Origin of the sequence: Actinomadura sp. NAK00032 (genome assembly GCF_013364275.1) — a bacterium.
Taxonomy (GTDB): Bacteria; Actinomycetota; Actinomycetes; order Streptosporangiales; family Streptosporangiaceae; genus Spirillospora.
Genome location: NZ_CP054932.1, coordinates 6,749,064 through 6,771,610, shown reverse-complemented (window position 1 = coordinate 6,771,610; position 22,547 = coordinate 6,749,064). Strand labels below are relative to the sequence as shown.

Annotated in this window: 21 protein-coding genes; 13 read left to right on the top strand and 8 right to left on the bottom strand. The window is 72.5% G+C overall.

The genetic code is table 11. The features are described 5' to 3' along the window. The first annotated feature begins 407 nt into the window (after positions 1–407). The 9 genes from HUT06_RS30900 (at position 408) to HUT06_RS30860 (ending at position 9,088) form a co-directional block, all read left to right on the top strand. Entirely contained in the window at positions 408–1,481 is a 1,074-nt protein-coding gene (locus tag HUT06_RS30900) for a methionine ABC transporter ATP-binding protein (RefSeq protein WP_176198924.1), read from the top strand. After that, the gene (locus tag HUT06_RS30895; protein WP_176198923.1) at positions 1,478–2,134 is read left to right on the top strand and encodes a methionine ABC transporter permease; all 657 of its coding nucleotides are present in this window, start codon (positions 1,478–1,480) and stop codon (positions 2,132–2,134) included. Before HUT06_RS30900 ends, HUT06_RS30895 begins: the two co-directional genes overlap by 4 nt. Positions 2,135–2,154: 20 nt before the next feature. After that, a complete protein-coding gene (locus tag HUT06_RS30890; RefSeq protein WP_176198922.1) occupies positions 2,155–2,970 on the top strand; it encodes a MetQ/NlpA family ABC transporter substrate-binding protein in 816 nt (271 codons plus the stop codon). Between the two features lie 144 nt (positions 2,971–3,114). Further along, positions 3,115–4,080 (top strand): STM4015 family protein, encoded by a 966-nt coding sequence (locus HUT06_RS30885; RefSeq protein WP_176198921.1) that lies wholly within the window; start codon positions 3,115–3,117, stop codon positions 4,078–4,080. After that, a complete protein-coding gene (locus HUT06_RS30880; RefSeq protein WP_176198920.1) occupies positions 4,077–5,060 on the top strand; it encodes an STM4015 family protein in 984 nt (327 codons plus the stop codon). The genes HUT06_RS30885 and HUT06_RS30880 overlap by 4 nt, the downstream gene beginning before the upstream one ends. After that, the gene (locus HUT06_RS30875) at positions 5,057–6,136 is read left to right on the top strand and encodes an STM4014 family protein (protein WP_176198919.1); all 1,080 of its coding nucleotides are present in this window, start codon (positions 5,057–5,059) and stop codon (positions 6,134–6,136) included. Before HUT06_RS30880 ends, HUT06_RS30875 begins: the two co-directional genes overlap by 4 nt. A 29-nt stretch (positions 6,137–6,165) precedes the next feature. Beyond that, positions 6,166–6,957 carry an STM4013/SEN3800 family hydrolase gene (locus tag HUT06_RS30870; RefSeq protein WP_176201739.1) on the top strand — a complete coding sequence of 264 codons (792 nt, stop codon included), beginning with the start codon at positions 6,166–6,168 and terminating at the stop codon, positions 6,955–6,957. Then, positions 6,954–8,234, top strand: coding sequence for an STM4012 family radical SAM protein (locus HUT06_RS30865; RefSeq protein WP_254715475.1), 1,281 nt, complete (start codon positions 6,954–6,956; stop codon positions 8,232–8,234). Before HUT06_RS30870 ends, HUT06_RS30865 begins: the two co-directional genes overlap by 4 nt. Next, on the top strand, positions 8,234–9,088 hold the full coding sequence (locus HUT06_RS30860) for an STM4011 family radical SAM protein (RefSeq protein ID WP_176198918.1): 855 nt from the start codon (positions 8,234–8,236) through the stop codon (positions 9,086–9,088). The genes HUT06_RS30865 and HUT06_RS30860 overlap by 1 nt, the downstream gene beginning before the upstream one ends. Positions 9,089–9,141: 53 nt before the next feature. On the opposite strand, the gene HUT06_RS30855 is transcribed toward HUT06_RS30860, so the two are convergent. The 3 genes from HUT06_RS30855 to HUT06_RS30845 are packed head-to-tail and all read right to left on the bottom strand — an operon-like array spanning position 9,142 to position 12,038. Beyond that, a complete protein-coding gene (locus HUT06_RS30855; protein WP_176198917.1) occupies positions 9,142–10,293 on the bottom strand; it encodes a DUF6745 domain-containing protein in 1,152 nt (383 codons plus the stop codon). Positions 10,294–10,302: 9 nt separating this feature from the next. Continuing rightward, complete coding sequence (locus HUT06_RS30850; RefSeq protein WP_176198916.1) at positions 10,303–10,629, bottom strand: hypothetical protein; 327 nt, start codon at positions 10,627–10,629, stop codon at positions 10,303–10,305. 38 nt (positions 10,630–10,667) lie between these two features. Next, entirely contained in the window at positions 10,668–12,038 is a 1,371-nt protein-coding gene (locus tag HUT06_RS30845) for a threonine/serine exporter ThrE family protein (protein ID WP_254715474.1), read from the bottom strand. Between the two features lie 154 nt (positions 12,039–12,192). Here HUT06_RS30845 and HUT06_RS30840 point away from each other — a divergent pair, with 154 nt between their 5' ends. Beyond that, positions 12,193–14,286: an ATP-dependent DNA helicase RecQ gene (locus HUT06_RS30840; RefSeq protein WP_176198915.1), complete on the top strand. Its 2,094-nt coding sequence runs from the start codon at positions 12,193–12,195 to the stop codon at positions 14,284–14,286. A 392-nt stretch (positions 14,287–14,678) separates the two neighbouring features. Here the strand turns inward: HUT06_RS30840 and HUT06_RS30835 are convergent, their stop codons facing one another. Continuing rightward, entirely contained in the window at positions 14,679–15,341 is a 663-nt protein-coding gene (locus HUT06_RS30835; RefSeq protein ID WP_176198914.1) for a TetR/AcrR family transcriptional regulator, read from the bottom strand. Between the two features lie 63 nt (positions 15,342–15,404). On the opposite strand from HUT06_RS30835, the gene HUT06_RS30830 reads away from it, so the two are divergent. Then, positions 15,405–16,070, top strand: coding sequence for a methyltransferase domain-containing protein (locus HUT06_RS30830; RefSeq protein WP_176198913.1), 666 nt, complete (start codon positions 15,405–15,407; stop codon positions 16,068–16,070). 26 nt (positions 16,071–16,096) lie between these two features. Here HUT06_RS30830 and HUT06_RS30825 read toward each other — a convergent pair whose 3' ends face one another. Next, positions 16,097–16,444 (bottom strand): hypothetical protein, encoded by a 348-nt coding sequence (locus HUT06_RS30825; protein WP_176198912.1) that lies wholly within the window; start codon positions 16,442–16,444, stop codon positions 16,097–16,099. 303 nt (positions 16,445–16,747) lie between these two features. On the opposite strand from HUT06_RS30825, the gene HUT06_RS30820 reads away from it, so the two are divergent. Further along, positions 16,748–18,256, top strand: coding sequence for an alpha/beta fold hydrolase (locus tag HUT06_RS30820; RefSeq protein ID WP_176198911.1), 1,509 nt, complete (start codon positions 16,748–16,750; stop codon positions 18,254–18,256). Here the strand turns inward: HUT06_RS30820 and HUT06_RS30815 are convergent. Next, positions 18,244–18,744 (bottom strand): pyridoxamine 5'-phosphate oxidase family protein, encoded by a 501-nt coding sequence (locus HUT06_RS30815; protein ID WP_176198910.1) that lies wholly within the window; start codon positions 18,742–18,744, stop codon positions 18,244–18,246. The genes HUT06_RS30820 and HUT06_RS30815 overlap by 13 nt on opposite strands. A gap of 1 nt (position 18,745) precedes the next feature. Further along, on the bottom strand, positions 18,746–19,831 hold the full coding sequence (locus tag HUT06_RS30810) for a serine hydrolase (RefSeq protein WP_176198909.1): 1,086 nt from the start codon (positions 19,829–19,831) through the stop codon (positions 18,746–18,748). A 651-nt stretch (positions 19,832–20,482) separates the two neighbouring features. Between HUT06_RS30810 and HUT06_RS30805 the strand changes: the two genes are divergently transcribed. Then, entirely contained in the window at positions 20,483–21,508 is a 1,026-nt protein-coding gene (locus tag HUT06_RS30805) for a LysR family transcriptional regulator (RefSeq protein ID WP_217711530.1), read from the top strand. Between the two features lie 45 nt (positions 21,509–21,553). Here the strand turns inward: HUT06_RS30805 and HUT06_RS30800 are convergent, their stop codons facing one another. Further along, positions 21,554–22,477 carry a carbohydrate kinase family protein gene (locus tag HUT06_RS30800; protein ID WP_176198908.1) on the bottom strand — a complete coding sequence of 308 codons (924 nt, stop codon included), beginning with the start codon at positions 22,475–22,477 and terminating at the stop codon, positions 21,554–21,556. Between the last annotated feature and the right edge of the window lie 70 nt (positions 22,478–22,547).

The window sequence follows — 22,547 nt, the reverse complement described above, 5'->3', positions numbered from 1 at the left end:
AGCCGGTTAACTGCTGACATGTCCTCCGTACGCCCGTGCCGTGAGCACCGCCCGCCGATGCGGCGGGCCATGCGGCGTACGTGTTGCCGGCGAATGTGTGGCCGCTGAGGGCCCCTGCCGTCCTGCGCCTCGCGCCCCGAAGCGAGCCTGTCCGCCACACCCCTGAGTCGCGCATGTTCTTCGAACGCCATCTGCTGAGCCACGCCCCGTTCCCGCCCGGCCGCTCTTAGGCGCTTCCTTCGTAAGCGCTCGTAGGCGCTCGCAGGCGCTCTCCCTGAGCCTTCGCGCGCCGCGCATGCCGCACGCCGTATGTCGGGCCGTGCCGCTTGCGCTCGCCCGCGTCCGCCCGCCGTCCCGCTGACCGCCGCCGCTCGTCCGGCGTCCCGTGCCCGCATGGATGTTTTCCTGTGATCCAGATCGAGAAACTTCGAAAAAGCTACCGCGACCGCGGCCGCGAGGTGATCGCCGTCGACGGGGTCGATCTGACCGTCGCCGAGGGCGAGGTCTTCGGCGTCCTCGGCCGCAGCGGCGCCGGCAAGAGCACCCTGCTGCGCTGCGTCAACCTGCTGGAGCGCCCGGACGAGGGCCGCGTCGTCGTCGGCGGGCAGGACCTGCTCGCGCTGCGCGGCGGGAGCCTGCGCCGGGCCCGGCAGGGCATCGGCATGATCCACCAGCACTTCGGCCTGCTCGGCAGCCGGACCGTCGCCGGGAACGTCGCGTTCCCGCTGGAGGTCATGGGCGTCCCGCGCGCGGAGCGGGCCCGGCGCGTCGCCGAGCTGCTGGACCTGGTCGGGCTCCAGGAGCACGCGAGGGCCTACCCGGCGCAGATCTCCGGCGGGCAGAAGCAGCGCGTCGGCATCGCCCGCGCCCTCGCCGGCCGCCCGAAGGTGCTCCTGTCGGACGAGGCGACGTCCGCGCTCGATCCGGAGACCACCGCGTCCATCCTGGAGCTGCTGCGCGACCTCAACCGGCGGCTCGGCCTCACCGTCCTGCTGATCACCCACGAGATGGACGTCGTGAAGCGCATCTGCGACTCGGCCGCGGTCATGCGCGACGGCCGGATCACCGAGTCGGGCCCGGTCACCCGGCTGCTCGCGCGGCCCGGCTCGGAGCTGGCCCGGGACCTGTTCCCGCTGCCGCCGGCCGAGCCCCGCGACGGCCGGACGCTCGTCGAGGTCACCTTCACCGGCGGCGCCACCGACGAGCCGTTCGTGTCGGCGCTGGCCCGCAAGTACTCGCTGGACGTCAACATCCTCGGCGGCGCCGTCGAGACGGTCGGCGGCGAGCGCGTCGGCCGCCTCCAGCTCGAACTGCCCGGCGACCCCGCGGCGAACGCCGCCCAGCTCGCCTTCCTCCGCGAGTCGGGCCTGACCGTCGACGTCAAGCACGCCGCCGACCCCGCCACCAGCCCCGGCGGCGCCGCCACCCCGCCCGGCGGCGCCGGCCGGGCCGCCGACGAGAACCGGGAGGACGCCCGATGACCTGGGACGAGGTCGCTCCGCTGCTGTGGCCCGCCACGGTGGACACCCTCTACATGACCGGCGTCGCCACGCTGTTCACCGTCGTGCTCGGGCTGCCGCTCGGCGTGCTGCTGGTCGTGACCGAGCGCGGCGGGCTGCTGCCCGCCCGGCCCGTGAACCGGGCCCTCGGCGTGGTCGTCGACATCGGCCGCTCGCTGCCGTTCCTGATCCTGATGGTGGCGATCATCCCGTTCACCCGGGTGGTCGTCGGCACCAGCATCGGCAACGCCGCCGCGATCGTCCCGCTGACGATCGGCGCCATCCCGTTCTACGCGCGGCTCGTCGAGATCGCGCTGCGCGAGGTCGACCCCGGCGTGCTCGCGGCGGCGGACGCCATGGGCGCCACCCGCCGGGAGATCGTCGGCAAGGTCCTGCTGCGCGAGGCGCGCCCCGGCCTCGTGTCGGGCCTGACCGTCACCGTCATCGCGCTCATCGGCTACACGGCCATGGCCGGGACGGTCGGCGGCGGCGGGCTCGGCAACCTCGCCGTCGTCTACGGCTACGAGCGCTTCGAGACCAAGGTCATGGTCGCGACCGTGGTGCTGCTCGTCGTCCTGGTCCTGCTCATCCAGGCCGCGGGGGACCTCGTCGCCCGCCGCCTGACCCACCGCTAACCCACAGAAAGGCACTCGTCGTGCTTCGCAAGCTCACTGTCGCGCTGGCCTCCGTCGGTCTCCTCGTGGGGCTGACCGCCTGCGGCTCCTCGGAGGCGTCGGACGATCCGGACGCCCCGCTGAAGGTCGCGGTCAACCCCGTCCCGCACGGCGACATCCTGACCTACGTCAAGGACGATCTGGCCGCCAAGGCCGGGCTGAAGGTCGAGATCGTGGAGTTCAGCGACTACCAGCAGCCGAACACCGCGCTGAAGGAGAAGCAGGTCACCGCGAACTACTTCCAGCACGTGCCGTTCATGGAGGAGTTCGAGAAGCAGTCGGGGACGGAGCTGACGTTCGTCGCGCCCGTCCACCTGGAGCCGCTCGGCGTCTACTCCAAGAAGGTGAAGAACCTCCAGGACGTCCCGCAGGGCGCCGAGGTCGCCGTCCCGAACGACCCGGCCAACGAGGGGCGCGCGCTGAAGCTGCTCGCCGACAACGGACTGATCACCCTGAAGCCGGACGCGCCGACGACCGCGACCCCGCGCGACATCGCGACCAACCCCAAGAAGCTGAAGTTCACGCCGGTCAAGGCCGCGCAGCTGCCCCGGTCGCTGGACGACGTCGCCCTGTCGGTCATCAACGGCAACTACGCCATCGAGGCCGGGCTGTCGCCGAACAAGGAGGCGCTCGCCGCCGAGAAGGCCGAGGGCAACCCGTACGCCAACGGCATCGTGACGCTGCCGGAGAACAAGGACGACGCCCGCGTGAAGAAGCTCGTCCAGCTGCTGCAGGGCCCCGAGGTCAAGAAGTTCGTCGAGGACAAGTACAAGGGGTCGGTGCTGATCGCCTCCTGACGCTCGTGACGGGCGCCCCCGCGGCGGGGGCGCCCTCCGCCGGGGCCTGGGCCGGGGCGCTCGGCCCGACCCTCGTCGGAAATCCCGCGGTTTGTCCGCCGGTCCTGATAGGACATGGGCCGAACGAACTCGCGAAGGGGACCCATGGGCGTTTATCAGCACCTCGAGGAATACGCCGGCCTGCCGGTGGCCACGTTCAACAACGAGACCGAAGCGGGCAAGGACGGGAACGCCGCCACCGACCCGGTCACCGGGGAGGAGTACCCGGCGGCGGGCGAGGCCGCCTGGTACGTCGGGACGATCTTCGACGAGGAGGACTTCGCCGACGTCTTCGCGCGGTTCCTGCAGACGGTCGACACGGCCGAGATCACCGCGCTGATCGTCGGCTACTGGGGCGCGGACTACGACTCCGGCGCCGCCGACCCGGTCGACCTGCTCACCAAGGCCGCCGCGTCCTTCCCGAAGCTGCGGGCGCTGTTCCTCGGCGACATCACCGGCGAGGAGGCGGAGATCTCCTGGATCGAGCACTCCGACATCACGCCGCTGTTCACCGCGTTCCCGAACCTGGAGCGGTTCGAGGTGCGCGGCGCGCAGGGCCTCGCCCTCGACCCGGTCAAGAGCGACCGGCTCAAGGTGCTGCGGTTCGAGTCGGGCGGGCTCCCGGCCGCGATCGTCCGCGCCGTGGGCGCGAGCGAGCTGCCGAACCTGGAGCACCTCGACCTGTGGCTCGGCGAGGACAACTACGGCGGCGACGCCACGGCCGCCGACCTCGCGCCGCTGCTCGGCGGCGAGCGGCTGCCCGCGCTGCGCCACCTCGGCCTGGAGGACAGCGAGATCCAGGACGAGATCGCCGCGGCCGTCGCGGGCGCGCCCGTCGTGGCGCGCCTGGAGTCGCTCAGCCTCGCCATGGGCGTCCTCACCGACCGGGGCGCCGAGGCGCTGCTGGCCGGGCAGCCGCTCACCCACCTGCGCAAGCTGGACCTGCACCACCACTTCCTGTCGGACGCGATGATCGAGCGCGTGAAGGCCGCGCTGCCCGGTGTCGAGGTCGACCTGGACGAGCAGGAGAAGCCGGACGGCGACTGGCATTACATCGCGGTGTCGGAATGATCGAGGAGCGCCTCTCGACGTTCGCCGGGCTCCCCGTCCACGCGTTCGACGGGGACCCGGAGGGCGGGCCGCTCCCCGCCGCCGGAGAGGTCGCCTGGGGGATCTACCACCACATCCACGACAACGGCGTGTGGGGCGCGGAGGTCCCCGAGAACTTCGACCGCTTCCTCCGGGAGGTCGACACGGCGCGGGTCACGCACCTCGTCATCGGCTTCTGGGGGTTCGACTGCGGCGAGTTCGATCCGGTGGAGCGGCTGGTGGCCGCCGCCGACCGGCTGCCGCGCCTGCGGGCGCTGTTCCTCGGCGACATCCGCGACTGGGACCTGCACCTCTCGTGGATCAGGCACACCGACGTCTCGCCGCTGTTCGCGGCGTTTCCGGAGCTGGAGCACTTCGAGGTCCGCGGCTCCGACGGGCTGCGGCTCGCGCCGCTGGACGGCCGCGCGGGCGCCCGGCTGCGGACGCTGCGGTTCGAGGCGGTCATGCTGCCCGCCGAGATCGTCCGGGCGGTGACCGAGAGCGAGCTGCCGGGGCTGCGGCACCTCGACCTGTGGCTGGGCGGCGGCGACCGGCCGGACTGGCTCGCCTCCCTCGACGACCTCGCGCCGATCCTCGCGGGGGAGCGGCTGCCCGCGCTGCGCCACCTCGGCCTGGAGAACGCCGGCGCCCACGACCGGATCGCCGAGGCCGTGGCGGACGCGCCCGTCGTCGAGCGGCTGGAGTCGCTGAGCCTCGCGCTCGGCACGCTCACCGACGCGGGCGCGGAGGCGCTGCTGGCCGGCCGCCCGCTCGGCCACCTCGCCGACCTCGACCTGCACCACCACTACCTGACCGAGGAGATGGGCGCGCGGGTGCGGGAGGCGCTGCCGGGCGTCCGGGTGAACCTGGACGATCCGCAGGGGTTCCCCGAGTGGCTGAAGCCCCAGTGGAGCCGGCTCGGGCTCGACATGAGCGGCTCCTACATCTCGGTCGCCGAATGAGCCTCGTCGTCGTGGGGACGCCCGGCGACCGGCGCCCCGCACTGCTCGCGGCGGTGTGCCGGTCCGCCGGGCTGCCCGAACCGCGCCTCGTGCCGTGGGTGGACGTCCTGCGCGGCGTCCCGCTCGGCCTGGCCGCGGGCGACCTGCTGCGCATCGACTCGCCCGGCGAGGACCGCGAGACCGACGCGCTGCTGCGCGGCCCCGGCGAACCGGCCCGGGTAGAGGGCGGCGCCCGCTGGTACCGGACGTTCACGGCGGCGCTGCGGCGGATGTCCGGGGAGGTGTCGGCGGCCGGCGGCCGCCTGCTCGGCGACGTCGAGGAGATCGCGGTCATGTTCGACAAGCGGCGGTCGCACGCCCGCATGCTGGCGGCGGGGGTGCCCGTCCCGGCCGCGCTGACGGACGTCTCCGGCTACGCGGCGCTGCGGTCCCGGATGGACGAGGCGGGGGAGCGGCGCGTGTTCGTCAAGCCCGCGCACGGCTCGTCCGCGTCCGGGGTGGTGGCGCTGCAGACCGCGCCACCGGACCGGATCAGGGCCGTGACCTCGGCGTCCATGGCGGACGGGCGGCTGCTCAACTCGTTGCGCGTCCGCTCGTACGAGACCGAGGAGGAGGTCGCGGCGCTCATCGACCTGCTCGCGCCGGACGGCCTGCACGTCGAGCGGTGGCTGCCCAAGGCCACGATCAACGGCCGCGTGTTCGACCTGCGGGTCGTCGTCATCGGCGGCGAACCCACGCACGCGGTCGTCCGGACGAGCCGCACACCGATGACCAACCTGCATCTGGGCGGCTCCAGGGGTGACCTGGGAGCCGTGCAGCGTGCACTGGGCGAGGCCGGATGGAGGCGGGCGCTCGACGTGTGCGCGCGGGCCGCATCCTGTTTCCCGGGCAGCCCGATGGTCGGCGTTGACCTGCTCGTAGGGATGGGCATGAGGCGGTTCACCGTCTGCGAGGTGAACGCGTTCGGCGACCTGCTTCCCGGGCTGACCGGCCTGCCCGGTGGTCCCGCCGAGGGGCTCGACACGTACGCCGCCCAGGTCGCTCTACTCCAGGACGCGGCGGGGGCCACGGCGTGACGGATACGGGTATGGGCGTGTCCCGCGACATGAACGCCATCGTCGGCACTCACGATCTGCTGCTGGTGACTCTCGACACCCTGCGCTACGACGTGGCCGCCGAACTGGCGGCGGCAGGGGAGACGCCTACGCTCGCCGGGCTGCTCCCAGGGGGCCGCTGGGAGCGCCGCCACACGCCGGGCAGTTTCACCTATGCGGCGCACGCCGCGATGCTGGCCGGGTTCATGCCGACCCCTGCGTCCCCTGGGCCGCACCCGCGCCTCTTCGCGGGGGCGTTCCCGGGCAGCGAGACCACCGCGCCACACACGTGGACGTTCGACGCCGCCGACCTGCCGTCCGGGCTCGCCGCAGCCGGCTACCACACCGTCTGCGTGGGCGGCGTCGGGTTCTTCAACAAGCTGACGCCGCTCGGGTCGGCGCTGCCGGCGCTGTTCGCCGAGAGCCACTGGGAGCCCGCGTTCGGCGTGACCGACCCCGAGGCCCTGCCCAACCAGATCGACCGCGTCGCCGAGACCATGGCGCGGCTGCCGGCCGACCGGCGGCTGTTCCTGCTGATGAACGTCGCGTCGCTGCACCAGCCCAACTGGTTCTACCTGCCCGGCGCCACCCGGGACGACGGCGACACGCGCGCCAGCCACGCCGCCGCCCTCCGCCATGTCGACGCCCACATCGGACGCCTCTTCGCGCTGATGCGCCGCCCCTGCCTCGTCATCGTCTGCTCCGACCACGGAACGGCCTACGGCGAGGACGGCCACACCGGGCACCGCATCGGCCACGAGGTCGTCTGGACCGTTCCGTACGGGGAGTTCGTTCTACCGTGAAGCCTTACCAGGGATACGTGTACGCGTACCCGCACAAGACCGCCTACCGTCCGCTGAACCCGTCGCCTCCGCTGCGCGGCGTGTGGGCGGGGGAGCCGCTCGACTCGCTCTTCCTGTACCTCCACGTGCCCTTCTGCGAGATGCGGTGCGGCTTCTGCAACCTCTTCACCCGAACGGGCGCGCCCGAAGAACTGACCGGCGCCTACCTGGACGCCCTCGACCGTCAGGCGACCGCCGTACTGGACGCCCTGGACGGCCCTGCCTTCGCCACGGCCGCGTTCGGCGGCGGCACACCGACCTACCTCACCGCCCCGGAGCTGGAGCGCCTCTGCGACATCGCCGGACGCTTCAAGGGCTTCGGGTCGGCCCCGCTCGGCGTGGAGACGTCCCCGGCCACCGCCACCACCGACCGGCTGACCGTCCTCGCCGAACGCGGAACGACCCGCATCTCCATCGGCGTGCAGAGCTTCCTGGACGAGGAGGCGCGCGCGGCCGTCCGGCCCCAGAAGCGCGCCGAGGTGGAGGCCGCGCTGGACCGCATCAGGGCCGTGGGCTTCCCGACCCTCAACATCGACCTCATCTACGGCATCGACGGCCAGACGCCCGCGACATGGCTGCACTCCCTGAACGCCGCTCTCGCCTGGCGTCCAGAGGAGGTCTACCTGTATCCCCTCTACGTCCGTCCGCTGACGGGTCTGGGACGCCGCGCCCAAGACTGGGACGACCAGCGCCTCACCCTGTACGGCATCGGCCGAGACCACCTTCTTGCCGAAGGCTACGAGCAGGTGTCGATGCGCATGTTCCGGCTACGCGGAGACACCGGCAACGGCACCGAGTACTGCTGCCAGACGGACGGCATGGTCGGGCTCGGCTGCGGAGCCCGCTCCTACACCTCCCGCCTGCACTACTCGTTCGAGTACGCGGTGGGCGCCGGCCAGGTGCGCTCCATCATCGACTCCTACGTGAGCGAGACCGACTTCAGCACCGCCCGTGTCGGGTTCACCTTGGACGGCGACGAGCAACGTCGCCGCCATCTGCTCCAGTCCCTGCTCCAGACCGCCGGAGTCGACAGGGCCGCGTACCGCGCGCGCTTCGACACCGACCCACTGGACGACTTCGCGGCCGATTTCGCATCGTTCGGTGAGCGCGGATGGCTGGAGACGTCCGACACCACGGTGCGGCTCACACCGGAAGGGCTCGCCTACTCCGACGCCATCGGCCCCGCTCTCTTCTCGTCCGGCGTGCAGGGCCTCATGGACTCCTACGAGGCGCGCTGATGGGGCGGCACCTCACGATCCTCTACCGGGGGCCGCTCGCGAGCTGCGACTACGACTGCCCGTACTGCCCCTTCGCCAAGCGCCGCGACACACCGGACCAGTTGCGCGCCGACCGCGCAGCCCTCGAACGCTTCACGGAATGGGTCGCCGGCTGCGGGCACCCCGTCTCCGTCCTGTTCACGCCCTGGGGGGAGGGCCTGGTGCGCTCCTGGTACCGGCAGGCGCTCACCACGCTGAGCCATCTCCCGCACGTCGAACGGGTCGCGATCCAGACCAACCTCAGCCACCGCGTGTCGTGGACGGCCGACGCCGACCTCACCCGGCTCGCGCTCTGGGCGACCTACCATCCCGGCCAGGTTCCCTATGAGCGCTTCCTAGGGAAGTGCCGGGACCTGGCGGAGCGCGGCGTCCGGTACAGCGTCGGCATCGTCGGGCAGCCCGAACACCTCGACGCCGCCCGCCGCCTGCGCGCCGACCTGCCCACCGGCACCTACCTGTGGGTCAACGCCGCCGAGGGCCGCGCCTACGACGACGCCGAAGCCGCCTCCTGGGCCGAGATCGACCCGCTCTTCCCGCTCAGCCGCCGCCCGCACGCCAGCCGCGGCCTCCCCTGCCGCACAGGGGACACGGTGGTGTCCGTAGACGGTGACGGCACAGTGCGCCGCTGCCACTTCGTCCCGGCCGTGCTGGGCAACCTGTACGACGGCACGTTCCGGGACGCGCTGGCCCCGCGCCCGTGCCCGCTCGACGTCTGCGACTGCCACATCGGCTACGTCCACCTGGAGCCACTGGGCCTCTACGACACCTTCGCCGGCGGCGTCCTGGAACGGATCCCGGCCCTGCTGGAACGGTGAGGACGGGCGTCCCTTGGTGACTGGGGAAGTGCGACCAAGGGACGCCCGCGGGCTCAGGTCTGCTTCTCAGGGTGGTAGTCGGCCTCGTCCACACCGAACGTCCAGGCGACGCCCGCGCGCGCCGTGCTGGTGCCGGGCGGGACGCGCAGATAGTAGGTGCGGTACGTCCCGTCCGGTTCGGGCGTGGAATTGACCACCTCGACCATGACCACCGGCTCGTCGCCGGGCAGCTCGATGGACCACAGGACGCCCGTCTCGTCCTGGTGCAGGGGACGCGCGCCCGTCTCGGCCAGGTAGCGGTCGTATCCGAAGACCTCCAGCATGACCCGGCGCAGCTCGGCGTTCGCCTCGGAGGAGATGCGGTCGGCCGTCAGCCCCGCCAGCGAGGCCACGAAATCGGGCGGGATCGGCATGCCGCGCCAGGCGTGCAGCGCGAACCCGTCCGGGTAGGCGAGGGCGGGGCCGTCACCGCGGTGCAGCCGGCCGGGCTCGTCGCGGTGCAGCTCGCTCGGGCGTTCCGACAGGATCACCAGCCGCTCGTAGGGCCACCACCAGCCCGCCGTACGGGCGACCTCGGCGAGGCCCGCCAGGGGCCCGTCCAGGCGTCCGAGCGACTCGAACAGCGCCAGCCACGGCGCGTCGTGCTGGCCCAGTACGGCGTCGAGAGTGGCGGCGCGCAGCAGGGACGCCACCTGCTCCTCGTCGGGGGCGGGGAGCCGGTTCCCGGCCGCGAGCGAACGGGCATGGGCCTGCTCGCCGACGGCGGCGCGCACCCGCGTGACCAGCGACTGGACCTGGTCCCACAGGAGGCCGCCCGTCTCGGCCCACGTGCGCGGCCACTGCTCCGGCCCCTGTTCGGAGCAGGCCGCCGCACGCATCGCCTCCCAGGGGCGGGTGCGGACGTCCGCGAGGACGCTCCCGCCCGCCGGCCCTTCACCGAGGTCGGTGCGGGCCTGCTCGACCAGCCCGTCCAGCCCCGCCGCCTTCAGCGCGTCGCCGTGCCCCGCGATGACGGCCGCCGCGACGGCGCCGCGCGCGGGGGAGGGGACCCACACGTACCGTTCAGGGGCGGGCAGGCCCGCGGAGGCGTAGGCGGAGGCGACCCCGGCCTCGGCCAGCGCACGGTCTGCGGAGCCGGTGCCGAACGCCGCCGCCTGCCAGTCGCCGACCACGAAATGGGCCTCGCGCAAGGTTCCGGTGACCATCCCGCCCCCTCAGTCCGCCACGACGCGCACGGCGCCGGGCACGTACTCGCGCTGGCGGACCACCCGGTACCACCCCTTGGGCAGCGTGATCGCAGCGTGCTCCTCATGTACCAGCCGCCCGCCGGACGGCAGGTGCAGATGGTCCGGGGCGAGCGGATCGGGGGTGCGCAGCAGCGAGCCCGGGGCGGTCAGCGCGTGCGCGTGCCCGGTGGCCTCGCCGAGGGCCAGCACCATGCGTCCCCGGCCGTCGCGCGGAGCGGGCGGCAGGTCGCGCGCGGACTGCGGGACCGCCTCCTCGGGCACGGGCAGGATCAGGATGTCTCCCTGTCGGTACATGCCGCGAACGTAACGTCCGCCACCGACAGAACGAGGGCTCAGAAACCGCGCGTGCGGCGGGCCGCGGGACGGGCCCACCGTCCGGACGCGCCGAGGCCGACGCGCTGGAACGCGCGGACCAGCTCACCACCGAGGTTCACGCCGGCGCCCAAGGCCAGCGCCACGGACACCGCCCCGATGAGGCTCAGCACACCGGTGTTCGGCGAGCCCGTGTTGAGCTCCACCATGCTGCGGTAGAGCGCGGTCCCGGGCAGCAGAGGGCCGATGGCCGGGACCACGTAGGGCATGACGGGTTGCTGGTTTCTTCGAGCAAGCCAGTTCGCCGCCACACCGACGACAGTGGCGGCCACCGCCGCCGCCAGCACCGGGGGAATGCTCCATCCGCGCGACAGGACGTACAGCACCCAGATGAGCGCTCCGCCCAGGGCCGCCGCCAGCAGGACCTCCTTGGGCGCCGCAAGGGACACCGCGAACGTCACGGAGATGGCCGCGGCCGCGATCACCGCGACCGGCCGCAGCTCCGCCGCCGGCGTGGGCAGGTGTTTGACGTCGATCGGCACGTCCAGGTTGACCGCGAGGTAGACGACCGCGCCGAGCCCGGCGACGATCGCCGCGATCATGAAGAAGACCTCCAGCACCCGCGCCCCGGCGCTCACCAGGTCGCCGGTGATGCCGTCCTGGATGCTGGCGACCAGCGGGCGTCCCGGCAGCAGCGCCAGGATCGCGCCCGTGACGATCGTGGAGGCGTCCTTCGGGCTGCCGAGGGCCACCACGATGACCGCGGCGCCCGCCCCGATCGCGGCGGCCACCGTCAGCTGGAAGAACTCCGCGATGCCGCGCCGCGCCAGCGCCGCGGCCGTGCGGTCACCGAGCACCGTGGCGATGAACGCGGTCGTCGCCACGAGCGGCCCGCCGCCGGACAGCACACTGCCCGACGCGGCGATGAGCCCCAGCGACACGACGATCAGCCACGCCGGATACGGAGGACGCCCCCTTTTGATCTCCGCGAGGCGCTTGTGGGCATCCTCCAGCTCCAACATTCCGATGGACGCGTCCTGGACGAGTTGATGCAGCGCCGTGAGGCGCCAGTAGGCCGGGGTACGGCGCCGGATGGCCCGCGTCCCCGTCACCGGAGGCGCTCCCAAGCCCGGGTGGGCCGACACCAGAAGGCTCGTCAGCGTGACTTGGACCTCGCACCGGGGAAGCTCATAGGCGACCGCCAGGCTGAGCATCGCCTCGTTGACGCGCTCGGTGGTCTCACCGCTCGCCAGCAGCAGTTCACCGACACGCAGGACGAGGTCGACGGCACGCGGGTCGACGGTCTCTCCAGGCTCTTCCTCAGGCGGTTCCGGGGGATGCCCGTCCATCAGGACCTGCCAGGTCCGCCGCAAACGTTCAGCAGCGCGCATTTCCCCCGCTCGTGCCCCTTCCCTGCCCCGTCACCCGATCTTGACTGGCAGGCTACCCACGCACTCGCGGCTGCAACGCTGCGGCTCCCACCCACCTTTTCCACAGAACGCGTTTCTGGTGCGGTGTCTTCCGCGGCGCTGGTACCAAGGACACATGAGCACTTCAGACGGCCTCCGGGACGATGCCGAGCGCTGCCTGCGCGCCCTCGCCGGCGATCACGCGCGGCTCCGCGACGACCAGTGGACGGCGATCAGCGCGCTCGTCGTCGACCGGCGCCGCGCCCTGGTCGTGCAGCGCACCGGGTGGGGCAAGTCGGCCGTGTACTTCGTCGCGACCCGGCTGCTCCGCGAGCGCGGCGCCGGCCCCACCGTGATCGTCTCGCCGCTGCTGGCGCTGATGCGCAACCAGATCGAGGCCGCCGACCGGGCCGGCATCCACGCCCGCACGATCAACTCGTCCAACACCGGCGACTGGGAGCAGATCTTCGCCGAGGTCGAGGCGGGCGCGGTCGACGTGCTGCTCGTCAGCCCCGAGCGGCTCAACAACCCCGACTTCCGCGACCTCGTCCTGCCCAAGCTCGCCGCCGGGGCCGGCCTCGTCGTGGTCGACGAGGCGCACTGCATCTCCGACTGGGGCCACGACTTCCGCCCCGACTACCGGCGGCTGCGCACCCTGCTCGCCGAGCTGCCGCCCGGCATCCCCGTCCTCGCCACCACCGCGACCGCCAACGCCCGTGTCACCCAGGACGTCGCCGAGCAGCTCGCCGGCGACGACGCCCTCGTCCTGCGCGGCCCGCTGGAACGCGAGTCGCTGCACCTCGCCGTCGCCGCGCTCCCCACCGCCGAGCAGCGCATCGCCTGGCTCGGCGAGCACCTCGCCGACCTGCCCGGCTCCGGCATCATCTACACGCTCACCGTCGCCGCCGCCCACGAGATCACCGGCTACCTCCGCGACCGGGGCCACGAGGTCGCCGCCTACTCCGGCCAGACCGAGCAGGCCGAACGCCTTCAGGCCGAGCAGGACCTCCAGGACAACAAGCTCAAGGCCCTCGTCGCGACCAGCGCCCTCGGCATGGGCTTCGACAAGCCCGACCTCGGCTTCATCGTCCACATGGGCGCGCCGCAGTCCCCGGTGGCCTACTACCAGCAGATCGGCCGCGCCGGCCGCGGCGTCGACCGCGCCGAGGTCATCCTCCTCCCCGGCCGGGAGGACCGCGACATCTGGGCCTACTTCGCCAGCCTGGCGTTCCCCCCGGAGCAGACGGTCCGCACCACCCTGGAGGTCCTCGACTCGACCGACCGCCCGCTGTCCACCGGCGCCCTCGAACCGATGGTCGACCTCACCCGGGCGCGCCTGGAGATGATGCTCAAGGTCCTCGACGTGGACGGCGCGGCCCGCCGCGTCAAGGGCGGTTGGACGTCCACCGGCCGCCCCTGGACCTACGACCGCGAACGCTACGAGCGCGTCACCGCCGAACGCCGCCGCGAGCAGCAGGCGATGCTCGACTACATCGCCACCACGGGCTGCCGCGAGGAGTACCTGCGCCGCCAGCTCGACGACCCGGCCGCCGCCCCCTGCGGCCGCTGCGACAACTGCACCGGCCGCCACTGGCCCACCGATGTCGCCCAGGACAGCGCGACCCGCGCCCGCGACCGCCTGCACCGACCCGGCGTCGACATCGCCCCCCGCCGCATGTGGCCCACCGGTGTCAAGGACGACCTCGGCGTCTCCGGCCGCATCAAGCCCGACCTCCAGGCCGAGACGGGCCGCGCCCTCGGCCGCCTCACCGACATCGGCTGGGGCAACCGCCTCCGCGACCTGTTCGCCGCGGACGACACCGACGTCCCCGCCGACCTGGTGGACGCCGTCGTCAAGGTCCTCGCCGCCTGGGACTGGGCCACCCGCCCCACCGGCGTCGTCACGATCGGCTCCCGCTCCCGCCCGCGCCTGGTCACCACGTTCGGCCGCCGCATAGCCGAGATAGGCCGCCTCCCGTACCTGGGCGAACTGGCCCCCGCCGGCGACCCCGGCCCCCGCCGCCACAACAGCGCCCAACGCCTCCACCAGGTCTGGCAGAGCCTGACCGTCCCGGCCCCCCTCGCCGAGGCCCTCCAAACCAACCCCGGCCACATCCTCCTGGTGGACGACCGCATAGAAACAGGCTGGACCATGACCGTCGCCACCCGCCTCCTCAAGGAGGCAGGCGCCCAATCAACCTTCCCCCTAACCCTCGCCACCCCCAGCTGACCACCGCTCCCCGCCCGAAGCAGCGTGCCGCCCCGCACGGCGCGGCACCCCGAGCGCGACGGCCAGCCGAGACCCGGCGCCGGCGCGACCCGACCGGCCATGCACGACAACACGTCCGCCGCCTCGCTCCCCGACCCCTATCCAGTCGGGAGCGAGCTGCGGAGTTTCCGGTCGGGGCTCATTGCCGCCGGCGCCGAAAGCCTCGAGCACGTGCCCGGCGAATTCGGATACTTGGGGGTGCGGGTCGCGAGTCAGGTTTTCTACGAGCTCCAGAGCAGTGCGATGAACCCGCATGTCTTGGCCCACGGGTCTACGGGTCCATGTGCGTCGCCTGCTCGGCGCGCGGCTTCCCAGGGAACCTGTAATCACGGGGTTTGTGGGGCGTGGTCGTCCTAGCTGCGGCTGTCCGGGCCTGTCGCAGGGGCGTTGGTGCAGAGTTGGGTGGTCAGGGTGGCGCAGGCCCACTCTTCCCACTCGTCCGGTGACCAGCCGCGGTCCTGGACGAAGAGCAGGTACAGCTGTGGGCTGAGCAGCCCGAACAGCAGGTCGGCGGCCGTCGCCACGGAGACGTCGGGACGGGCGTCGGGCTTGCCGGTCAGCGCCTCGGCCGCGGCGTGCTGCACGGTGAAGCGCGGATCGGGGCCGTCGGGCCATTGCGCGGCGATCTGCGGGTCGGTGGCCGCCGCGGCCGCGATCAGCGGCATGATCGGGGCCACCCGGCCCAGGATCTCGCGGGTGCCGCGGACGTGCGCGCGCAGCTGGCCGGCCGCGGTGGGCGCGGCGCAGGCGGCGCGGAACCACTCCCGGTCCATGGTGGCCACCGGTTCGGTGTCACCGGCGATGGACGAGTCGACGACGTCCTTGAACAGCGTGCGCTTGTTGCCGAAGACGAAGTAGATCGTCTGCACGGCCACGCCGCCCCGGTCGGCGATCTCCTGCAGGCTCGTCGCCCCGTAGCCCTGGGCGAGGAACAGCTCCCGCGCCGCCTGGATGACTTTCTCGCGGGTGCGGCGTGAGCGCTCGGCCCGCTTGTCCGGCCGCTTGACGGTGTCCATGTCGCGAGTCTATATCTAGAGTTCAACACTAGAGATGCACTCTAGTTACTCTAGGAGGAAGCGATGGACCAGCCGAACACCGCTCAGCGACCGGACCCGGACCATGTCCGCACGGAGCACGACCAAGAGGAGGCCGTCCGCCGCGAACTGGAGGGCTACTACCGGGCCGGCAAGCCGCCGTGGGACACCGAAGTGACGCCGCCGGAGCTGGTCGCCCTGGTGGAGGGGGACAGCGCGCTGCCACCCGGCCGCGCCCTCGAACTCGGCTGCGGCACCGGGACCAACGCCACATATCTCGCCCGGCACGGCTGGGACGTCGTTGCCGTCGATCTGATCGACCGGGCCGTCGACCAGGCCCGCGCCAAGGCCGCCGCGACCGGGGCGGCGGTACGGGTGCTGTGCGGGGACGCCACCCGGCTCGATGACCTGGACGTCCCCGGCCCCTACGACCTGTTCTTCGACCTGAGCTGCTACTGCGGCATCCCGCCGCACCGCCGCGACGCCTACGCCGCCGGACTCACCCACCGCGCCGCCCCCGGCGCACGGCTGCTGATGTTCGGGTACGGCCCCGAGGCGTTCGACGACCCGATCTCCGGCGTCACCGCCGAGGAGTTGCGCACCAGGTTCGCCGGCTGGGACCTGGTCGACACCACACCCGGTACGAATCCGGTGCCCACCTTCTGGTTCACACTGCGCCACCACGAAACCGCCCCAAACGGGTTCGAGTGAGGCGGTCGGCGTCGGTGTGATGGGCTTCAGGCGTGGTGGGCTTCGCGCTCCGTCAGCCTGGCCCTGCGTCGGCGCGCGTATACGACTGCCGCGATCAGTAGCACCGCACTGCCTGCCAGGCAGGCACGCGCGAGTTGCTCGGGCCCTGAGCGGGCCTCCTCGCATTTGGCCTCCGCCACCTCCGCCAGCGCCATCATGGCGCCCGTCGGGTCGGAGAGGACGTCTTCGTCTTCGGTGGGGTGGACGGGCTGGAACGCCGACCCGCAGTCGGCGATGCCGAACCCGGCATCGGCGTGGACGGGCCGGAACCCGATCCCGAGTGCCAGGACCAGCGCCGCCACAGTGGCGAGAAGGAGTACCCGTGCGACGATCACGCCCGCATTGTCCGGCCGAACCGGTCCGGGCGGCGCGCCTGCGGCCGGAACGGGCCACCGGGGACGGACATCAGGGGCGCTCGCCCGCCTCGATGGCCGGGACTTGGGTGAAAGCCCGCGAAGCCGGTGCCCCGGCCACCTGGTACTGCCGCTGGCCCGTGCGCTCGGTGGCGCGGGCGACGGCGAGGCGTTCGCGTGTGGGACGGGCTCTAGGGGTGGTGCCGTCTCCCTCTCAGGTGTGGGGTGCGGGATACCCGTGCAGGACGATGCGTGGCCGATCCCGTGCCGTTCAGGCTTTCGTGCATGAAGTTGATCTCCAAGAGCAGCGGCCTGCTGGTGGCCGGGCTCGCCGCGGTGGTGGCGGGCGGGTTGGTCGCCGTGCCGACGGGACGTGCCGGGACGATGCAGAAGGCGTCGGCCGAGTGCGTTCCCGTGTCGGGTGCGGTGTGCGGGACGGTGCGGGTGCCCCTGGTGCGGGCCCGTCCCGGCCTGGGGGACATCACCGTGGCCTACGCGTTGATCAAGCACCGAGATACGGGTCGGCCCGCCAAGGGGACCGTGACGATCAACCCCGGCGGCCCCGGCGACTCCGCGATCGCGTCCGCCTCCGCGTATGCCCGGATGTTCGGCGGTCTGCTGAAGGACCATGACCTGCTGCTCGTCGATCCGCGCGGGGTCAACCGCTCCGATCCGGTCGGCTGCGGCGCACTCGGTTCGCTGCCCGCGACACGTGAGGCGTTCGTGCGGGCGGTCGGCGAGTGCGGGCAGAGGCTGGGCGCTGCGGCGCGCGGCTACACCTCGGCCGAGACCGCCGATGACATCGACGCCGTCCGGGCCGAGCTGGGAATCGAGCGGCTGGACCTGCTCGGGGAGTCCTACGGCACCTACCTGATGACGGTCTACGCGAAACGGCACCCCGAGCGGGTGCGCTCGGTCGTGCTCTCCAGCGCCTACCCGCTCGCCGTGGACATGTGGGGACGTCCCAACGTGCGGGCCGCGCGCCGGGCGCTGCGACTGGTCTGCGAACGCAGTGCCGGCGCCTGCGACGGCGACCAGGTGCTTCGCGACACCGCGCGGCTCGCCCGGCGGCTGCGAACCCGTCCCGTCCCCTACACGCTGGGCGGGCAGCGGCGGCGGATCGACGACACCGCGCTGGCCTCCATCGTCTACGGGCTGGCCAAAACGGCACCCGCGGGCATCGGCGACGTCCCCGCGATGGTCCGCGGCGCGCTGCGCTCCGACAACACGTTGCTGATCGAGGCCGCCCAGAAGACGGCCCCGCTGAGCGGGTCCTCACTGCGTCAGGACGACCCCCAGCCCTTCAACCCCGAACTGGCCGCGACCGTGGTCTGCAACGACTACCCGACGCTGTGGAACCGCACAGCGGCGCTCCCGGCCCGGCTCCGGCAGTTCGCGGCCCGACGTGCCGCACTGCCCGAGCGGGACTACTGGCCGTTCGGCAAGCGGGCCTGGACCAGCATGAGCTACGACCAGGGCAACACCTGCGTCCGCTGGCCCGACCGCCACGGCACGGGCCAGCCGACCGGCGGGCCGTTCCCCGACGTCCCCGTCCTGGTGACCTCCGGCGACCTGGACGCCAACACTCCGACCGAGACGGGCCGGCAGGCCGCGCGCCAGTTCCGCCGCGCCGCGGTCGTGGAGGTGCCCAACGTCGGCCACGTGCCCGAACACGAGCCCAGCGGCTGCGTGGCCGCCGTCCAGACGGGATTCATCCGCGACCTGCGCGTTCCCGACACCTCCTGCCTGGCCGATATTCCTCCCGCCCCAGTACGCGACGGTCAGGGGGCGTAGCGGGTCTGGGTGAAGGTGCCCTTGGTGAAGGCGAGGATCTTGGTCGGCTTCACGGCCAGGACGAGGGCCTCGCCGCCGTTGTGGACGAACCCGGTGTCGGCCACCTGGTACTGCCACTGGCCGGTCCACTTGGTGGCCCAGACGGCGGCGAGGCGTTCGAGGGTGGGACGGTCGGTGACGCGCCGGGCCTCGCCTTCGACCATGACGTCGAGGCCCTGCGTCCAGTCGTTGCAGCCGGTGGTGAGGACGACCTGGGGGTTGTGCGAGAGGTTCACCGCCTTCTGCTCCTCCGGGCCCGTGCCGAAGTGGAGGGCGTCGTCGAGCCAGACCGCCACCAGGGGCGTCACGTGCGGGCGGCCGTCGGCGCGGACGGTCGTGATCCAGAAGAGCTGCGCGGTTTCGAGGGCCTTGCGGACGGTGGCCCAGGGGGTCGCCTGGGCGGCGGGGTCGCTGAAGCGTTCGTCGAGGTGGGGCGTCGGATCCTGCATGTCACTCGCTCCGATCGAAGGTGTCGCGGATGATGTGGTCGATGTGCGTCAGCGCCGTCAGGTCGGGGGTGAAGCGGTTGCGCATCACCGCGACGGCCACGCCCGTGCCGATGTCGGCGTAGGCGGCCGAGCCGTTCATGCCCGGCATGCCGAACGTCGATCCGGGGCGGGGGCGGGCGGGACGGTAGTCGCTGAACCCGAACGCCCAGGTCGCCGGCGTGTTCATGACCTGGTCCATGCCGTCGACGTGGACGGCCGCCATGTCGGTCAGGCGGGCGGGGGAGACCAGGTCGACGCCGTCGGCGTGGCCCAGGAGGCCGGCGTAGACGCGGGCCGCCCCACGGGCCGTCATCGTGCCGGCGGACGGGATGTCCGAGGTGAGCACGTCCGGGCGGTTGGCGTATGCGGCGCCGGGTCTGATCCCCGGTGGGAGGGACTGGTCGTCCGGATCCGGCTCGGCTGGCGGTTCCGCCGGCGGTTCCTGGTGGGCGACGCGGGGCAGGTGCGCGGCGGGGACTCCGAAGTGCACGTCGTCCTCGACGTGGAGCGGCCGCGTGACGGCCTCGTGCAGCCACCACGTGAGGGTGCGTCCGGTGGCGCGGCGTACGGTCTCGCCGAGCAGGAACCCGAACGTCTGCGCGTGGTAGCCGAAGCGGGTGCCCGGCTCCCACCAGGGTTCGGACGCGGCGAGCACCGCGCACATGTGGTCCCAGTCGCACAGGTCCGCGACCGTGGTGTCGTACGGGGGCGCGGGCACGCCTGCGGTGTGCAGCAGGACGTGGCGGAGCGTCGTCTCGCCCTTGCCGTGGGCGGCGAACTCCGGCCAGACGTCGGCCAGACGCATGTCGTAGGTGAGTTCGCCTCGTTCTACGAGCACGTGAGCCACCGCGGACGCCATGCCCTTGGCCGTAGAGGCGGCGTAGAAGAGCGTGTCGGGCGTTACCGCGTGCCTAGGGGTGGCCCTGCCGGCGACCACGTCGGCGACAGTACGTCCGTTATGGATGACCGCGACCTGTAGGCCCACCTCGGCACCGGACGCCATCAGGTCATCGGCCGCGGCCTGGAGGCGCTCCTGGAGGGACGTCATCGGACCCTCACGTCTGCCACGGGCGTGTCGTAGTGCGGGGGACTGGCGGGCGCTTCGCGGGGCATGTGCCGGCTCCCTCCGGTCGGTTCGGACGCCGCGGTCCTCGCGGCGTCCATACAGACCTTCGTGCCCCCGCTGATTCATCGGTGCCCGGACGGTCGAAGGCGACCGATTCTCCGGCCCGGGAACGGCGGCCGGGCGCTCCGCACCGTTCGGCCGGGGCCGTCGCGGCCGGGGCCGTCGCGGGCGGGGCGCGCGCGGTGGGCGGGTGATCGTGGGCCGCCCGCGCGCCCCCGTGGGCGCGGGCGGGACGATCGGACCGGCCCGTGCGCGCGGCCCCGCGCACGGACCGGCGTCCGGCCCCGGCGCCGCGGCGGAGAAGTGCCGCGGCGAACGGGAGTCGGGTCGCCGGGCGGCGGCCCCGGTGGCCGGCACCACCGGGGCGCGCCCGGAACGCCGCCGCCCGCTCGGACGGAGGGCGGCGGCGAGGAGCGGCTCGAACGAAAGTGTCCTAGAGGTCAGAAAACTCTGTCCAGCTGTTTGCAAGAACATCTTTAGATAAGTTCAGTGGGAAATGTCATCAGTTCCCGGTCAGTTGGCCGCGTGGACATTTGCCGCCGGGCGGCCGAACAGGTAGTAATGTCCCTCACCGTGTCACCGACCCTCGATGCCCTCCTGGACGGTCCGTCCGGGCTGCTCGACATGACGTTCGACCAGCTGCGGACGCTCCTGGTGGTGCACGAGACCGGGTCCGCGCTGCGGGCCGCGCGGCTGCTGGGGCGCGAGCAGTCCAGCGTCCAGAAGCAGCTCGACATCCTGAACCGCAACAGCCAGAACCTCTGCGGCGAGGTGCTGACGGTCCGCCAGGGGCGCGGCAAGGACTTCCTGTTCACCCCCACCGGCGAGGCCACCGTCGAGCTGGCGCGCATGACGTTCGACAGATGGCTGGAGTCCATTCATCTGAGCCGGCGCCGGCTCGGGCGGATGCTGACCGTGGGCACCACGGAGTTCACCCTGCCGATCGTGTCCCGGGCCTGGAACCGGGTGTCGGAGGAGTTCCGGCAGCGCGAGGTGGAGTTCAAGGTCGCCCACGTCCGTACGAAGGACGTGTGGTCGCGGCTGGAGAACCGGCAGGTCGACCTCGTCTGCGGGAGCATCGTCAGCACCCCCGAGGGCGATCTGCGGCTGCGGGAGTACGAGGTCATCGAGTACGCGCGGGGCCAGGCGCTGCTGCTGACCAACCTGCCGGACAGCGAGCTGCCGGACGGGCCCGTCGCGACCAGCGCGCTCGGGCGCGTCCCGCTGGTGGTCCCGCCGGCCGGGCTGGTCGCCGACCTGCTCGCCACCTGGTACGGGCCGAACTACCGCGACCGCCTCAACGTCGTCGCCGACATCGACGACGTCCACTACGGGCTGTCGCTGCTGCGCTCCGGGTTCGTCCGCGGCTGCATGATCGTCACCGGGTCGATCGGGCGGGGCATGGCCGCGCAGGACGATCCCGACGCGGTGCCGCTGCGCGCCATCGGGCTGCACGACGACCTGGAACCCAAGGCCGAGCTGATGACGGGCGCGTTCGTCCGCCGCGCCGACCTGGAGCGCTACGGGCCGGGGCATCCCCTCAACCGGCTCTGGGCGGCCGTCAAGGAGGACGTCCGCACCTACACCCCGCTCGCCTGAACAGCGCGACGAGGCGGGGCGCGGGCGCCACTCGGTCCGCGGGTGCTACTTGATCTGGTTGTCGACCACGTCGAGGGTCGGGCGGGCGCCGAGGTGCTTCATCGCGCGGGCCGCGAGCCGGCAGCCGGCGGTGAGCGCGTCGGCCGGCTGCTTGCCGTCCAGCCAGGGCGGCACGAACCCGGCGACGAACGCGTCCCCGGCACCGGTGCCGTCGACGACCTTCTCGACGGGCTCGGCGGCGACCGTGACGGGCTCGGGCCGGCCGTTGGTGTACCAGAGGGCGCCGTCGGCGCCGTTCTTGATGACGACCTGCGGGTACCAGGCGGTCAGCACCTTGGCGGCCTGCTCCGGCGTGTCGCGGCCGGTGAGGATCTCGGCCTCCTTGGCGTTGACGACCAGCAGGCGCGCGCCCTGCGTCCACTCCAGGAAGGGCTCGGCGCCCATCCGCTTGAGCGGGGAGGACGAGCCGCCGTCCACCGAGACGGACATCTGCGCCTTGCGGGCGAGGTCCAGGGTGTGGATGGCGGCCTTCCGGGAGCCCTCGTTGATCAGCGAGTAGCCGGACAGGTGCAGGTGCGTGCCCTGGTTGAACAGGTCCTTGCAGCGCTCGATGTCCTCGGGGAGGAGCGCGCCGTTGGCACCGGGATCGGACAGCATCGTCCGGTCGCCCTTGTGCGTGACCATCACCACGCACGTGCCGGTGGGACGCTCCTGGTCCATGACGAGGCGGGCGTCGACGCCGTACCCCATCATCTCCATGTCCCGGTTCCGGCCCGCGATGTCGGAGCCGCGGCGGCCGACGAACGCGACCTCGACCCCTTCCAGGGCGAGCCAGGCGGCCACGTTGGCGCCGGAGCCACCCCCGTGGGTCGTTACAGCGGCGGGCGTGTCGCTCCCCTTGGAAAGGGGATAGGCGGCACGCGCCACGGTGTCTGTCATGAGATCGCCGACCACGACCACGCGCGTCATGGAGTCATCACCTCGATCAACACGGCCCGCGCGAGCGGCAATTCTGGACGTGTGCTCGACCGTAACAGCT

Bases quoted from the DNA above. Each gene is read 5' to 3' on its own strand.
- HUT06_RS30875 (WP_176198919.1), top strand. From the start codon at position 5,057: ATGAGCCTCGTCGTCGTGGGGACGCCCGGCGACCGGCGCCCCGCACTG.
- HUT06_RS30830 (WP_176198913.1), top strand. From the start codon at position 15,405: ATGGACCAGCCGAACACCGCTCAGCGACCGGACCCGGACCATGTCCGC.
- HUT06_RS30835 (WP_176198914.1), bottom strand. From the start codon at position 15,341: ATGGACACCGTCAAGCGGCCGGACAAGCGGGCCGAGCGCTCACGCCGC.
- HUT06_RS30870 (WP_176201739.1), top strand. From the start codon at position 6,166: ATGAACGCCATCGTCGGCACTCACGATCTGCTGCTGGTGACTCTCGAC.
- HUT06_RS30885 (WP_176198921.1), top strand. From the start codon at position 3,115: ATGGGCGTTTATCAGCACCTCGAGGAATACGCCGGCCTGCCGGTGGCC.
- HUT06_RS30845 (WP_254715474.1), bottom strand. From the start codon at position 12,038: ATGCGCGCTGCTGAACGTTTGCGGCGGACCTGGCAGGTCCTGATGGAC.
- HUT06_RS30860 (WP_176198918.1), top strand. From the start codon at position 8,234: ATGGGGCGGCACCTCACGATCCTCTACCGGGGGCCGCTCGCGAGCTGC.
- HUT06_RS30855 (WP_176198917.1), bottom strand. From the start codon at position 10,293: ATGGTCACCGGAACCTTGCGCGAGGCCCATTTCGTGGTCGGCGACTGG.
- HUT06_RS30800 (WP_176198908.1), bottom strand. From the start codon at position 22,477: ATGACGCGCGTGGTCGTGGTCGGCGATCTCATGACAGACACCGTGGCG.
- HUT06_RS30815 (WP_176198910.1), bottom strand. From the start codon at position 18,744: ATGCAGGATCCGACGCCCCACCTCGACGAACGCTTCAGCGACCCCGCC.
- HUT06_RS30840 (WP_176198915.1), top strand. From the start codon at position 12,193: ATGAGCACTTCAGACGGCCTCCGGGACGATGCCGAGCGCTGCCTGCGC.
- HUT06_RS30880 (WP_176198920.1), top strand. From the start codon at position 4,077: ATGATCGAGGAGCGCCTCTCGACGTTCGCCGGGCTCCCCGTCCACGCG.
- HUT06_RS30820 (WP_176198911.1), top strand. From the start codon at position 16,748: ATGAAGTTGATCTCCAAGAGCAGCGGCCTGCTGGTGGCCGGGCTCGCC.
- HUT06_RS30810 (WP_176198909.1), bottom strand. From the start codon at position 19,831: ATGACGTCCCTCCAGGAGCGCCTCCAGGCCGCGGCCGATGACCTGATG.
- HUT06_RS30895 (WP_176198923.1), top strand. From the start codon at position 1,478: ATGACCTGGGACGAGGTCGCTCCGCTGCTGTGGCCCGCCACGGTGGAC.
- HUT06_RS30850 (WP_176198916.1), bottom strand. From the start codon at position 10,629: ATGTACCGACAGGGAGACATCCTGATCCTGCCCGTGCCCGAGGAGGCG.